Raw genomic sequence first — 15,318 nt, 5'->3', positions numbered from 1 at the left:
GCTGCTCTTTTTCTTTACTCAATTATTTCGGTTAATAAATCTAATAGTTTGTCACGATTCCAAAGATCAACATTTAATTCCTTACTAGCACTGATAGCATGTGGAGTAAAATAACTATTACTAATAACAATTGCTTTTTTACATTTATAGTATTCAACACCAGAACTAACTTCTTGAACTGCTTTGATACCAACCGGTGAGGAATATAGCTTACATTGAAATCCATAAGTGGTTTCTCCATTTTTAGCCAGGACATCGATGCCATAATCACTGCTACCTTTAGTTGATTTCACATCTTGAAAGCCCAATTTGGTTAGTAATTTACAAGTCAGTTTTTCAAATTGATAGCCATCAAATCCATCAATTTCTTGTAATTTATTTTTAGCTTGGAAGTTTAGAAATTCAATGTATTGATGACTTGATGTTTTTGTTTTTAATTGTTCTACTTTTTGTTTTAATTCATCAATTTCTGTTAAAAGCTCACTTTTTTCATTTTTTAAATAACTTAAATCTTGGTAAACTTTATTAATTTCATTCACTTGTTGGCTTAATTTTTGTTTATATGCGGTCATTGAATCAATCGTTTCTTCTAAACTATTTTTTTGCATTCTCATTTGTTCGATTTGTTTAATGTAATTATTAGATTGCTGATAGAACGTTTCTTGATTCATTTTTAAACTTGAATTATTATACTGAATATTTTTATGTTGATTATACTTAACTTTGAAGATGAAAGCTTTACGACCAGTTAGATTAAAATAAATGGTCTTTAATAAGTTTCTTTCACGACTAGGCATAATTATGTAAATTAGGGCTAAACTGGTAAATATAGACAATATTTGCGTAATCCAAATATTTAATTCACTAGTTTTAAATTCACTAATTCCAGTAATCATGCTAATAGCGATTAAAATACATAGACATCTTCTAATAGTATTCCAGGTTTTCACTGTTAATTACTCTTTCTAATTTATAATTACCATTATTTTATCAAAAAAAGGATATAATTCCTAGTATGACAAGGATAGACGATAAAAGGGATGCATATAATGCATCCCTTTTATTAACCTTTATTTTGTTTGAGTGTTTTTATATTTTTGCGATGACTTTGAAAACCATAACTATTGGCAATTACATATTGTGGACGGTGCTTAGATGCATCAAACGTTCTAAATAAATAGTTACCAATAATGCCCATGCCAAGCATAATCATTCCGCTTAGGACAAACAATGCTGAAGTGGCAAAGATAACGGTGGTAAATTGATTAAACATCATGATAAATCCATATAGCAAGCCAATTATGATACTAATAGCACCGACATAATTTATTAATTTTAAAGGAACATCTGAAAATGATGTTAAACCATCACTTGCTAAACGTGTCATTTTAGAAAGTGGATATTTAGTTTCACCAGCTAATCTTTCTTGACGTTCATATTGAACAGAAGTTTGCTTAAAGCCAACCCAACTAACTAAGCCTCTAACAAATGGCTCAGGTTCTTTTAGTTTCGATAAAGTATTTACTACTTTTCGATCCATTAATCTAAAATCACCAGTATCTAATGGAATATCAATATTAGATATTCTATGCATCACTCGATAAAAAGTTTTGGCAGTTATTTTTTTAAATAATGTTTCACCTTCACGTACTAGACGTTTACCATAAACAACATCATAACCAGCACGCCATTTTTGAATCATATTAGGAATGACGGAAGGAGGGTCTTGTAAATCTGCATCCATAACGACCACTGCATCACCGTTAGCATATCTAATACCCGCGGTAATTGCTAATTGATGACCAAAGTTTCGTGAAAATTCAATAACTTTAATATTTGAATATTTATTTTGTGCTTTATTAATGAGTTCAATACTTTTATCTTTTGATCCATCATCAACAAAAATTAATTCATATTGTTCTGCTTGGTATTTAATAAATTTTTCTAATATTTCAATTGTGTTGTTAATCCCAGCTTCTTCATTAAAGACTGGTAACACAATTGAAATTAAAGCTTGATTATTTGGCATCTTTTTACCTCCTAACAATTATTTATAAATATTTGAAAGGTCGTATAATGTTTCACTTGAATTTTGCGGACCACCATTCATCTGATGATTGGATGATTTGCGTGGCATCATTTGATTAGGCATGCCCATTTTTTGCTTGTTACCGAAATGACCTTGTTTATTATTTGAAGTAGAAGTATCACCATATGTTTTAGCTGATACTTTTTTACCATGTTTTTTAATCCAATTGACAATGGAACTATTAGTTGAACCAGATTTACCACCATCTAAGTAGTATTTAACTTGGCCAGATTTAACTAATTGCTTAAATTTGGATAGGGTCATTGCAGGATCAGTTCCATTGAATCCACCCATAGCCATGACTGCTTTTTTAGTCTTAATGATATAAGGCGCAGCTGTTCCTGAATCGGCAGTAGCGAATAGGTATTTAGCATTACCTTGATTCTTTTGTAAATACTTTAATAATTTGTTATTGACGGATCCACTACCAATGCCACCTTGATTACCATGACTGGTTAATAAATCAAGGCCAGCACTAGGAATAGCATCCGAAGTTTTAGCAATCGTAGGGGTCATTGACCAGAAACTAGGCGCAATTGAGATAGTTATCAAACCAGCAATAATGACATTTTTCATTACCTTTTTGGATTTGATAAAGATAATGCCTAAACTAGCTGCGATACCAATTACTAGAATCAGAATTGTTAACCATGAGTAATAATTTGATACATACCATGCTTGAAGCATTGCAGTAACAGCGATAGCCAGTGGTAAGAAGTAAAAACGGATGTCTTTACGATTAAATATCTTGAGCGCCTTAAGCATACCTATTAAGCCAATTCCGCTTAAAGCAGCAATTGCTGGTGCTAACATGATCGTGTAATAGGGATGAAAGAAACTAGCGACGGAGAAAAAGCCACCAACTAGTACTAACCAACCGGTCCATAGTACAATTTGTTTTTGCTTTTCGGTAGTTTGATACCATTTTCTTCTAGGATCAGCATATACAATGTAAGAGGCAAGCATCCCAATAATAGCAAATGGTAATAGCCAACTAATTTGTGGGCCTAGCGCTGATTGAAATAGTCTTAATGGACCAGCAGTACCGATGTTAAAGATACTACCGCCACCTCCACCAGGAGCACCACCATTTTTCATGCCAGCAGGTTTATTGCCACCGGGCATTTTCATACGACTCTTTTGTTGATTCTTTTTGCTCATATTAGGTGGGGTCGGTTGATTTTTATTAGTTTGATTATTTTTAGATTTTTGATTACCCATGCCTTTAAAGGTGCCACCGGTACCAGTAGTTTGCCCCAATAAACGTTGGGTTCCATTATAACCAAAGGCCAATTCCATCACTGAATTGTGTTCGGAACCACCTTCATAAGGACGATTATTGGCAGAGGTCATATCTACCGATAAAGGCCATGCAAGCGTTAAAACTACTAAGGAAATGATTGCTAGCACGGTGTGCATAGTTTTTTGCTTCCAGTTAGTCTTACTAGCAATCCAATAGAATAGAAGCATGGCTGGGACAATCATGAATGCTTGGAGCATTTTGATGTTGAAGGCAAAGCCAATTAAGGCAAAACTACCCATTAACCAGAAAATATTTTTCTTATCGACGGCTTTTTGTAGCATCCATAATGATAATAATAGGAAATAGACTAATGTAGCATCCATATTATTAGTTCTTGAATCAGCAACGACAATAGGCGTGATTGTCATTACAAACGCAGCAATGCGCCCAGCATTTTTACCAAATTTGGGTTTGATTAGTCGATACATTAAATAAACAGAACCAACGCCAAATAAAACAGAAGGTAAAACGACGCTAAAGTTTGAGACCCCAAAGATTTTAGCCGAGATGGCCATAAACCATAAAGCAACTGGCGGTTTATCCACCGTAATATATCCAGCAGGGTCAAAACTGGCATACCAGAAGTTCTTAAAACTTTGTGTCATGCTAGTAATTGCAGAAGTATAAAAATCATTGGCGGAACCAGTTTTCCAAGTCCCATAGCCATACAGAACTAATGCGATTACTAAAATAATCGTTAAAATCCAATCAATATGAAATCTATAATGACGAGCTTGTGATCGATTTTTACTTTTCATTCGTATTCCTCCTTATTTTGATGATTAGAAAAGACCCAATATTTGCTTAAGCAAAAGTTTGTCGGTATGGTAATAATTAAAGCAATTAATGGAATGATTTGTTCATTAATTGTAGATTGAGTGCTTATTAAATACGTTATCGTAACGCTTAATAGCCATGTTAATAGATAAGTTGTATAGTATTTAACAGCAATTTTACTTAAATTATTATTGGACTTAAATACCCATTGCTTATTAATAGTCAGACCAATAACTGAAGTGATCCCATACCCAATTGCCATTGCAATTGTCGGATTAGTTATGTGCCATAATAATGTATAAATAAGATAAGTTAAAATGGTATTAATTAAGCCAATGATACCGAACTTAAAAAGTTGCTTAATCCATAACATCATATTGACCAATTCCTTTCTTTTGAATATTTTAAGTATAATTTAAGCGACATAAACTAAACTTAAACTAATCATAAAGAAAACTTAAAAATAAAATTTTTGGGGGTATTTAAATGGAAGATTTAAATATTTTAATTGTAGAAGATGACGAAGCACTTGCTGATAGTGTGGAACAATTTTTAAAACCAATTGGAAAAACTAAAGTTGTACATGATGGTTTTGAAGGCCAGATGCTTGGTCAAGATGGTATTTATGATATTGCTATTTTAGATTTAATGTTGCCAGAAATTGGTGGTTATGACATTTTAAAACATTGGCGCAATGTTGATGAAATTGACATGCCAGTATTGATTTTAACTGCTAAAGATACCTTAAGTGATAAAGTAAGAGGTTTTGAACTAGGTGCGGACGATTATTTAACCAAACCATTTCACCGTGAAGAACTAGTGATGCGAGTAAAAGCATTGCTAAAACGAGCAGGTCGCATTGGTAATAATAATCAATTAACATATGCTGGTTTTACAGTGGAATTTAATCGCCATGAGGTGGAATATAAAGACCGACACTTGCAATTAAATGGTAAGGAATATGATTTATTGGTTTATTTCTTGCAAAATCCTTCAACTATTATCACTAAAGATCAGATCTTTGATCGCTTATGGGGCTTTGAATCAGAGACTTCATTAACAGTAGTTGAAGTTTATATGAGTAATTTAAGAAAGAAAATTAAACAAGTTTCAGGAGAGAATCCAATTAAAACATTGCGGAATGTTGGCTATATGCTAGAGGGTGCTGAACAGTGAAAGAAAAAGTTTTAGAACATAAACAACAGTTAAAATTCTTTATTAAAGAATTAATTGGTTTTGCTATTTTATTTGCATCACTAGGATTTATTGTTTATTTTTTCTTTCAACATTCGATTTATTCTAATATTGATGCTGGGCTTTATAGTCAAAAACATCATATTGAAAGAAATGTCAATCAAGGACCTTTGTCGGTACAACCTAGTAATCGTCCAACGCCATTCAATCCTGATAAGAATGCAGCCTTTCAAACTAATATCATTGTTTTTAATAAAGATGGTAAAATTTTAAACAAAAATATGTTGGGACAACGTTCTTATACCCTATTAAATAAAATCACTTTAAGTAAACATAATATTAATGAAACTCAGGATGTTAATTTAAACGCTCGTGATTTTACGACGCACTTTCGCTCATTATTAATAAAAGTTGATAAGTATAATGATAATCCAGATTATGCGGGCAACTATGTATTGATTTTACAGAATATTGATGCCGATTTATTAGCACTGCACAGTTTTATTGAAGCATTAATTATTACCTTAATTTTCTTTTGGATTATCGCAATTTTGATTGCTTATTATCTATCTAAATCTAGTATGAAACCAGTAATGAAGGCTTGGCATAAACAAAAAGAATTTAGTGCGAATGCTGCACATGAATTAAGAACCCCATTAACGGTGATTCAGAATCAAATGGAATTTTTATTAACGAAGCCCAATGATAAAATCATTGATCAAATTCAACCCATTTCAACCACTTTAGAGGAATCTAAACATCTAAAAACATTGACGCAAAGATTGTTAACATTAGCACGTTCGGATTCCAATATCATTCAATCTAATAAACAAAATGTGGAACTAAAACCATTTTTTGATCAGATCGTGCAACCATTTTTTGAAATTACTAATAGTCAACAAAAAGTGTTATTAAGTGACATTAATGTCAGTGGGCATGGTAATTTAGATGGTGATTTAATTAAACAATTAATGGTAATTTTAATGGATAATGCGATTAAATATACTCCTACTGGTGGTAGTGTAAACGTAAAAATATCTAATAATCATAACAACTTAAAACTTTTAATTTCCGATACAGGAAATGGTATTTCAGATGCAGACAAAGCGCATATTTTTGAAAGGTTTTATCGAACCGATAAATCGAGGAATTCCAAAACTGGTGGTAATGGACTAGGATTATCCATCGCCCAATGGATTGTTAATCAACACCATGGAAAAATTTCGGTACGTGATAATCATCCTACAGGGACTGTCTTCATTGTAAATATTAGTCTTTAATTGAACTGTTATATTTGTAAAGAAAACTTAAACTCTATTTAACCTATTTTCATACTGCTCTTTGTTACAATTAAAATATTATCAATAGAAGGAAGGTGTAAAAGATATAGGGTATTATGTTGAATAATATTCACTATCAGTGTATGAAAATAAAAAATGTCTTATTAACCATTGTAGCAATGGCGCTATTATTGGTTAGTTTTGGTTCAATTAAGAGTAATGTTCATGCTGCAAGCGCTAGTGATGCTAATGCTAGCAATACAGTTTATGATTTATCTGAATGGCAACATAATTTTACTGATGCACAAGTGCAACAATTAAAAAATGAAGTGCCATTTGTTATTTTGCGAGTTCAATATGGTAGTCAATATTATGATAAGACCTTTAACCATAATCGTGATTTATTAGAAAAGTATGGCGTTCCATATGGAGTATATTCATTTAGTCAATATGAAAGTCCATCGGATGCTGCGGATGAAGCTAAAACTTTATATCGCCGTGCGCCTAATGCAAAATTCTATGTAAATGATTATGAATCACAAACAGTTAAATCTGGTGGAACTAACAATGCTACTAAAGCTTGGGTTGATGCATTGCGTCCACTAGTTGGGCAACGTAAGATTTTATTCTATTCTTATGTTAGCTTTATGCAGGCCCATGCTGCTTCAGCTGTTAGTAATTATGATGGTTATTGGTTGGCTGCTTATCAAAACCAAGAACCTAGCAGAGAACATGTTTTATGGCAATTCTCTAGTAAATTTTATTCAAATTCTTTAGGTCAAAGAATTGATGCTAATTTATTAACTTCGAAAGATGCTAATTGGTTTATTGGTAATAGTTCTGATAACAGTTCACAACTTCAACCAGCTGATGATAATCAAAATAATGACAATCAATCACAAGATAATGATAATTCATCAAACCAAGATCAAAAAAACAATTCAGATCAATCACAACAACAAACAAGAAATACACAATATGTTCAACAAAATAAAACTATGACTGTTAAGGCTGGTTATAATTATAAATTTTATAATCATGTTCCCGGTGATAATAAATTTATCGGTAAAACTTATGCACTTTCCAGTGTAAGTGAGAATACTCGTAAACGTATGTATATCAATTCCATCGCAACTATTAATGGAAGGACATACTATCGTATGTATTCTAATGGTCATGCTATGGGTTGGGTGAATACGAACGCATTAGTTCCTAATGTTAAGTATTCTAAATATTCAACTACTAAAGTAATGAAAAATAACCCTAAAGTAGCTTTCCATAATCATGTTAACAATAGTGGTTTTGCTAGGACTGTAACTACTGCTAATGGTTCTGATTATGCTAATAAGAAAATGACTATTACTCGTCGTGCTAACAAAGATGGCTGGCATAGTTATTATTATCAAGCTTATTATCGAGGTAAGCTAGTTGGTTGGATTTATCAAAGTGCATTTAAATAATATTTATTAAAGTAGTAATTTAATTACTACTTTTTTTATTATCATAAATGCTTTGATATCAATGTTTATACACACTTTTTAGCACTCTCATCAAAAGAGTGCTACTTTTCTCTTGACTATCTGACCATTACTGACTAATATAGAAACTGTTGATAAGGAAATAACAAATCAACAAATAATAAAGACTTTTGAAAGGGGTTTTTGATTATGGCTAACGAATTAAGAAACAGTGATTTAGGTGTATTCGAACCAACCGATGATTTCTTTGGTGACTTTGGTAAGAATTTCTTCAATTCAATTGCTAGTAATCAAATGAAACTGACGTTACTGAAAATAAAGATAATTACGTAGTAACCTCTGAATTACCTGGATTTAAAAAAGATAATATTCATATTGATTACGCAAATGATAATTTAAATATTCGTGCAACTCACGATTTGAAGAAAGAAAATAATGACCAAGCTGGACGTGTCATTAGAAAAGAACGTACAGCTCGTAATACTTCACGTTCATTCTATCTACCTGATGTTGAAAATGATCAAATTTCAGCATCATATGATGGTGGAATCTTGAAGATTACATTGCCAAAAGAAGCAAAAGATAATAATAAACACAAGATTAATATCGACTAATTTTAAATTAAATAATATAAAAATATAGGGGGATTGTATTATGGCTAATGAATTAAGAAATGGTGCTTTTGATATGTTGGATCCAATGGAAAGTTTCTTTGGTGACTTTGGTAAGAATTTTACTAATACTTCTAAAATGAAGACCGATGTTATTGAAAATGATAATAACTTTGAAGTAAATGCTGAATTACCTGGTTTCAAGAAGAATGATATTGACTTAGATTATCGTAACGATACTTTAAGTATCCATGCTGTTCATGATTTGAATAAAGATCAAAAGGATAAGGATGGACAATTAATTAGAAGTGAACGTTCATCTAGTAATGTTAGTCGTGCATTTTACCTTCCTAATGTTGAAAGTGATAAAATTTCAGCATCATATGATGGTGGAATCTTAAAGATTACATTACCAAAAGAAGCAAAAGATAAAGCAAAACATGAAATTAACATTGATTAATTTCTAAATAAGAAAAGACTCGAGACTTTGTGCTCGGGTCTTTTTTTGTACTATAATTATTTTGGATAGGAGGGATATTAGATGAAAATAAATCAATTAATTTTTGCATCAAAATTGATGCTTTTTTTAATTTTTTGTTTATGTTTAGTCTATTTTCTTCCTGTAAGTGCTAAGGGTGATGGTAGTGATGCGGGGAATTATTATAATTTTAATGATGGAAAATTTTATAATACTTTACATAGCAGAAGCTTTTTTGAACCAAAGCCATCTGGATATTTTATTAGTAAAGGGGATTATTTTAACCCCGATTACTATGGAGTAGGACCCAAAATAGATTATAATAGATTTTCTGACAACCCATATACTATTTTATATAAATATAATCCTTATGATGGTTATAATCCTAGAAATATTACTTTAAATAATATTATTAACAATATTAACAATATATCTTATGAAGTTAATATTCCAAATTTAAAGGATAATGATGCTTACATTGATACCAGAGTTAGAACAGAAGGTTCAATTAGCAATTATTTTAATGGAAGTAACACAAAATATTATGGTATTAGTGAGGATAATGGTTTTTCATTATCTAAAGAAGCCGATAGATTTGCTTATAATTCCATTTATGGAATAGATAATAACTTTCAAAAGAAAAATGATTCCAGTAAAGATGGATATGATATATCTAATTTTTACTTGAATAATAATTCATTAAGTAATTTTAAAGTATCCATTAATTTTAATAATAATTATGAAAATCATTTTATCAGCAAAGATTCAAAAATTTATTTTTATTTAATTCGTAATACTTTAAATGGAAAAGTTCCTATAAGTTGGTATATGAATTCTCCTGTTTTTGAAGTGCTTAGAATACTAAGCTACCATGATCTTCATGGAGATCAACATAATGCAGCCGTCTTAGAAAATAGAGAACAAAAAGTAAGCAAAGACTTAAATGAAGAATTATCTAATTTACAAAAGCAAATCAACAATGATCAACAGTATGATTCTAATACGCAAAATTATTTAGATAAGCAAGTAAGAGATATATGTAACAAAAATGAGGATCATATCAATCATTATGTACAACAAATTGTTCACCGTAGCAGAAATTATAGTAATGATATTTTATCAAATCTTAATGACCAAAAATTTAATACAATTCAAGAAATGAAAGATCTTTTAAGTAAGAAAGTCTTATCGATAGATAGTATTCCTAACCTCAATTTTGGAACGCAAAGCTTATCTTATATGGGAAATACAATTGCTAGGATACAAAATTCTCCTGTTTTTAAGATCAGAAGTTTTAATAATAGTAACTGGCGTATGAATTTATCATTATCTGATATGACTGATGGAAAAGATACAATAAGTTCTAAATATTTCCAAGGCAATAATTCTTCCTATAATAATAAAAATAAAACTTTTAATTTTTCTGGTAAAGATGGGGTTAAAGATATTTCTTTAAATAATATATCTATTAAGATTCCTAATAATATAAGATTACATTCTGGAAATTATAGGGGAACGGCTACTTGGAATTTAGTTAATGGCCCCAAATAAATAATATGTACTTGTTATTACTTTGTAATTGTTATAAACTGTATATATAAAGTTATAAGAAGGCGATTTAAATGTGCAATTCTAAAATTATCTCATTATTTTTTGTGATCTTTTATTTAGTTTTATTATATTTTGCATTTAATAATGATATGGGAGCACAAATGATTGCGATGAAAATGATGGCAGTTGGGATGTTATTAGAAGCTGTAATCAGTTTGATCGTTAATTTCATGCGTAAAAGACATTAAAAAAGTACCATTCAGGATATAAAATCTGAATGGTACTTTTTATATTATTAATTTTTTGTAGATTTTTGTCTGAATAATTGAACAGATGAGATTATTAAGATAATCCATCCAATAATTCCAAAATGAATAGATGCTAAACTTCCGATAATTCCGATAATAGAACCAGATATAGAAATTCCAGCACTTTTACTCTTGATCAATGAAATAATATCTAAAATAATTAAAATAATTGCTGAGATGATTGTTATCATTGAAAGTTCAGAAATTGAAATGGAGTGTTTATATTCCATAACACCTAAGATGGATTGAGAAATAATAAATACGATGTTTAAGAAACCAATCCATCTGTTAATTGATAGTTTATTTTTCATTTTTCAACACCTCCTATATACTGGATAATGCTAACACATATGTTTATTGACTATTAATAATTTGTTTATATATTAGTTTTTCAATTTAGGAGCAATCATTATGGATGAAAATTATAGTAGAGTTAAAAACGTTAAAGTATCTAATGGAATTGGAATTGCTGGATTTGTATTATCGATTGTTTCAGTTGTGGTATCATTTACGTCTCTTTTTAGTGTCATTTTTTGGATACTGGGAATTATTTTTTCAATAATTGGATTATTCCAAAAGCCTAAAGGATTTGCTATCGCAGGAACAATTATTTCAGCTGTAAGTGGTTTATTGTTTATATTAATGATTGTTTTTGCTTTTTGGGCTATGAACGCGATTAAATAGTTTACATGCTTGAAGCAAGAACCATTAAAAACAAACCTATAATTATTGAAAATGTAGTTATTATTTTGGTATTTTTATGAAAATGATTAGGGAACTTGTATATTCCAAAAAATACATACCTAGTAATATTAAAGCAGATATAATTCGCAGTATCATACCCATATTGTTAATTGTCATTATGTAAAGAAATAATAATATTGATTGAAAGCTAATATAAGCACTATATGATTTATCATCTTGAGTTTGCATATAATCACCATCCTTAAATCATATATTAACATATTATAATTTTTCATATATGATACAATAAATATTATACATATATGAATTAATGATTAACCAAACAAAACATCTCAACCATTATTTTGGTTAAGGTGTTTTTATTTTTGAAAGGAACAATATGACTAATTATAAAACTCAAGGTGAACTAGACTTTGAAAAACAAGTTGTTAAACAACTTTCCACTGATAGTAATCAATGGACGGAGAGAAAAGATTTGTATGAAGCTACTCCTGAACAATTATGGGATAATTTTCGCAATAAATTAAATCATAATAATATGGCAGCTTTAAAACAAAAGCCATTAACTGATGAAGAATTTAAAAGAGTGCAAAACAAAATTAGTAATGTTAAAAGTCCATATGAAGCTGCACAATTATTAGATTCTGAAAATGGTATCGGTAAGATTGAAATTGAACGTGATGATGTAAGCTTGGGCAAGCAGGTTACACTTAGTATTTTTTGGAAAGCTGATGTGGCAGGTGGCAATTCTAGCTATGAAATTGTACGCCAAGCAATTCGACCAGGTAATTCATCCATGGGGGATACCAAAGATCGTCGCTTTGATGTCACTTTATTAATTAACGGACTGCCATTAATTCAATTAGAGTTAAAGAAATCTACTGTCGAAATTAATCAAGCATTTAACCAAATTAAAAAATATTCCAAAGAAAATAAATATAGTGATATTTATTCATTACTACAAATGTTTGTCATTATGAGTCCTGACAGTACCGCCTATTTTGCTAATTGTAAGCCTGATGAATTTAATAAGTCATTTATTTTTAAATGGCGTGATGCCAACAATAAGTTGATTGAAAATGGGATGGACTTTACTAAACAAGCATTGAATATTCCAATGGCACATAAAATTGTTAGTGAATATACAGCCTTAGATGAAGAACGTAAAAAATTATTATTGCTAAGACCATATCAAATTTATGCGATTGAAGCTGTTATGAAAAGAATAAAAGAACATGAAAATGGTTATGTATGGCATACAACTGGTTCTGGAAAAACCCTAACTTCATATAAAACTGCTAAGTTAGCAGCTCAATTACCAGCAGTTGATCGAGTAGTATTCTTAGTTGATCGTAAAGCTTTAGATGACCAAACTACTAACAATTTTAATGCATATGCATATAATGATGATATGCAAATTAAAGATGCTAAAAATACAGGTAGCTTAAAACGTGAACTTTTGAAAAATGACAGTAAAATCTTAGTATCATCAATTCAAAAAATGGCCAACTTAGTTAGTGATGAGCAACAGGCACAAGCAGATGGTCGTAATACCAAAATTAGCAAGATCCTTAAGAAACGAGTATGCTTCTTTGTTGATGAAGCACACCGTTCACAATTTGGTAAAATGCGTCAAAGTATTAAACAAGCTTTTACTAATAGTAATTGGTATGGCTATACCGGAACTCCAATCTTCAATGAAAACAAGAAAAAATTTAAAGGTGATATTGGAGTTACTACCGAAGAATTATTTGGTAAGTGTTGTCATACTTATAATTTGCGGGATGCTTTAGAAGATCATGCGGTTTTACCATTCAATGTTGAACATGTTGATACAATTGATAATTTAGATGACATTGTCATTCAAAAAGTGGAAGATAAGGAAGCTAAGAAAAAATCAAATCACGGTAAAATTGTGACTGAAGATGACAAAGCAAAAATTATATCTGATGTTCATTCAATGAAAAAAATTGATAAAGAAAAATACCTAACTAGTAAGATGTATGAAAAAGATGATCATTTAAATCAAGTTGTTAATTATATCTTAAAGCAAGGACCACGTAAGACTAGTTTAGGTCATGGTAATTACAATGCTATTCTAACTACGAGCTCCATTGAAATGGCCATGCGATACTATCAAAAATTTAAAGCGCAAAAGCAAAATATTGTTAATAAAAAAGATAGCGGTTGGCCTCGTGTTGCCATTACTTATTCATTAACTGAAAATAATGATGATAGTCAAAAGAACCAAGATGAAATGACAACAATCCTTAAAGACTATAACGAGCAATATGGGACAAACTTCCATAATAATAATGAAGAAATTAATTTATATAATGAAGATGTCGCTAAACGTGCTGCACGTCGTGAATCTTATTATGCACATTTAGATAAGGATAAAGAAATCAATATTGTAATTGTAGTTCGTCGTTTATTAACTGGTTTTGATGCTCCTAAATTAAATACGTTATTTGTTGATCGAAATTTTGAATATGCAGACTTAATTCAAGCTTATTCCAGAACTAATCGTTTAGAGAATAATGACTATAAACGTGAAGGACAAATCGTTACTTTTAGAAGACCAGCAACTACAGAACAAAATGAAATTGATGCTTATCAATTATACGGTGAAGGTGGTTCTTACAAGGAATTGATTCGTCCTGATTATCAAGATGCCGTTAAAGAATTTAGTGGCTTGGTGGCTGACTTAAAAGCAGTTGCTCCGAATGCTAATGCAGCTGATGATTTAAAGGGCGATAATGCTAAAGTTAGTTTTGTAAAAACATTTAGAAAAGTAATTAACAAATTGAATTCACTATCTATGTATAATGATTTTTCTTGGAATAATAGTGAACAAGAATTTGGTTTAGCTGAAGATGAAGTGCAACATTATGTTGGTAAATATGAACGGATTAAACAAGAAGTTAAAGATAAGCCAGATAATGATACTGATAAAGACGATGAATTAGATAATCTAGATTTCTCATTATCAGTTGGTTCAACGACATTAGTTGACTATGATTACATTACTAATTTAATTAAGGAATTAGTTGATTTAACCCCTCAATATAAAACTGATACAGAATATCAAGAAAACATGCCTGAATATCTGCAAAAAGAAGCAGAAGTTCAAACCAAAATTAATGAGTACGATCAATCTGGTCATGCTAAGCAAGCTACATTATTGCGAGAAATGTTAGGATATTTAAAACATAATTACGTTGCTCCAGATAAATTTGATGCTTTTGTTGCCCATTATGAAGAAAACAAAAAGCATCAATCTTATGAAAAATTTGCCACAAAATGGGGATTACCAACCAATGAACTAAAACAGATAACTGAAGATTATGATGCCGCTAATGATGACTTTCCACATATTCAAGACTTAATGGATGCTGGAGACTACCAAGCAGCGGCCAAACAACAACCAGATAGTGAATTTAGTAAATTAGTAAATGTACTAATTAAGAACAAATTAAGCTATAATCAAGCTTTACAACCAGAACTAGAACGATTCATTCGTGAAATGAATGATTATTAATAA

Annotated in this window: 14 protein-coding genes and 1 pseudogene; 10 read left to right on the top strand and 5 right to left on the bottom strand. The window is 30.4% G+C overall.

Annotation, left to right across the window (positions count from 1 at the left end; translation table 11 throughout):
• Nucleotides 1-14 precede the first annotated feature (14 nt).
• From C7N41_RS01765 to C7N41_RS01750, 4 genes are all read right to left on the bottom strand, one after another.
• Nucleotides 15-950 carry a restriction endonuclease gene (locus C7N41_RS01765; protein WP_140923867.1) on the bottom strand — a complete coding sequence of 312 codons (936 nt, stop codon included), beginning with the start codon at nt 948-950 and terminating at the stop codon, nt 15-17.
• Nucleotides 951-1,063: 113 nt separating this feature from the next.
• The gene (locus tag C7N41_RS01760) at nt 1,064-2,029 is read right to left on the bottom strand and encodes a glycosyltransferase family 2 protein (protein WP_105964012.1); all 966 of its coding nucleotides are present in this window, start codon (nt 2,027-2,029) and stop codon (nt 1,064-1,066) included.
• 18 nt (nt 2,030-2,047) lie between these two features.
• Nucleotides 2,048-4,150, bottom strand: a complete 2,103-nt coding sequence (locus C7N41_RS01755; protein ID WP_105964011.1) for an ArnT family glycosyltransferase — start codon at nt 4,148-4,150, stop codon at nt 2,048-2,050.
• The gene (locus C7N41_RS01750) at nt 4,147-4,545 is read right to left on the bottom strand and encodes a GtrA family protein (protein ID WP_225362837.1); all 399 of its coding nucleotides are present in this window, start codon (nt 4,543-4,545) and stop codon (nt 4,147-4,149) included. Before C7N41_RS01750 ends, C7N41_RS01755 begins: the two co-directional genes overlap by 4 nt.
• Nucleotides 4,546-4,655: 110 nt before the next feature.
• Between C7N41_RS01750 and C7N41_RS01745 the strand changes: the two genes are divergently transcribed.
• From C7N41_RS01745 to C7N41_RS07730, 8 genes and pseudogenes are all read left to right on the top strand, one after another.
• Nucleotides 4,656-5,345: a response regulator transcription factor gene (locus C7N41_RS01745; protein ID WP_105964010.1), complete on the top strand. Its 690-nt coding sequence runs from the start codon at nt 4,656-4,658 to the stop codon at nt 5,343-5,345.
• Entirely contained in the window at nt 5,342-6,643 is a 1,302-nt protein-coding gene (locus tag C7N41_RS01740) for a sensor histidine kinase (protein WP_105964009.1), read from the top strand. The genes C7N41_RS01745 and C7N41_RS01740 overlap by 4 nt, the downstream gene beginning before the upstream one ends.
• Before the next feature lie 143 nt (nt 6,644-6,786).
• Nucleotides 6,787-8,103: a GH25 family lysozyme gene (locus tag C7N41_RS01735; RefSeq protein WP_140936091.1), complete on the top strand. Its 1,317-nt coding sequence runs from the start codon at nt 6,787-6,789 to the stop codon at nt 8,101-8,103.
• Between the two features lie 207 nt (nt 8,104-8,310).
• The gene (locus C7N41_RS07770; RefSeq protein ID WP_225362836.1) at nt 8,311-8,454 is read left to right on the top strand and encodes a hypothetical protein; all 144 of its coding nucleotides are present in this window, start codon (nt 8,311-8,313) and stop codon (nt 8,452-8,454) included.
• A 32-nt stretch (nt 8,455-8,486) separates the two neighbouring features.
• Nucleotides 8,487-8,735, top strand: a pseudogene (locus tag C7N41_RS07765) (Hsp20 family protein); the annotation flags it as partial.
• 40 nt (nt 8,736-8,775) lie between these two features.
• On the top strand, nt 8,776-9,192 hold the full coding sequence (locus C7N41_RS01725) for an Hsp20/alpha crystallin family protein (RefSeq protein ID WP_105964007.1): 417 nt from the start codon (nt 8,776-8,778) through the stop codon (nt 9,190-9,192).
• Between the two features lie 81 nt (nt 9,193-9,273).
• Nucleotides 9,274-10,761 carry a hypothetical protein gene (locus C7N41_RS01720; RefSeq protein WP_105964006.1) on the top strand — a complete coding sequence of 496 codons (1,488 nt, stop codon included), beginning with the start codon at nt 9,274-9,276 and terminating at the stop codon, nt 10,759-10,761.
• Nucleotides 10,762-10,832: 71 nt separating this feature from the next.
• Nucleotides 10,833-11,009 (top strand): hypothetical protein, encoded by a 177-nt coding sequence (locus tag C7N41_RS07730; RefSeq protein WP_167390222.1) that lies wholly within the window; start codon nt 10,833-10,835, stop codon nt 11,007-11,009.
• Between the two features lie 47 nt (nt 11,010-11,056).
• Here the strand turns inward: C7N41_RS07730 and C7N41_RS01715 are convergent, their stop codons facing one another.
• Nucleotides 11,057-11,380, bottom strand: coding sequence for a hypothetical protein (locus C7N41_RS01715; protein WP_105964005.1), 324 nt, complete (start codon nt 11,378-11,380; stop codon nt 11,057-11,059).
• Between the two features lie 100 nt (nt 11,381-11,480).
• Between C7N41_RS01715 and C7N41_RS01710 the strand changes: the two genes are divergently transcribed.
• Both C7N41_RS01710 and C7N41_RS01700 read left to right on the top strand, forming a co-directional pair.
• Complete coding sequence (locus C7N41_RS01710) at nt 11,481-11,753, top strand: hypothetical protein (RefSeq protein WP_105964004.1); 273 nt, start codon at nt 11,481-11,483, stop codon at nt 11,751-11,753.
• Nucleotides 11,754-12,153: 400 nt separating this feature from the next.
• Nucleotides 12,154-15,315, top strand: a complete 3,162-nt coding sequence (locus C7N41_RS01700) for a type I restriction endonuclease subunit R (RefSeq protein WP_105964002.1) — start codon at nt 12,154-12,156, stop codon at nt 15,313-15,315.
• The last annotated feature ends 3 nt before the right edge of the window (nt 15,316-15,318 follow it).

The sequence above is a fragment of the Apilactobacillus micheneri genome, assembly GCF_002993975.1.
Lineage (GTDB): Bacteria > Bacillota > Bacilli > Lactobacillales > Lactobacillaceae > Apilactobacillus > Apilactobacillus micheneri.
This window is presented reverse-complemented; position numbering and strand designations above follow the sequence as displayed.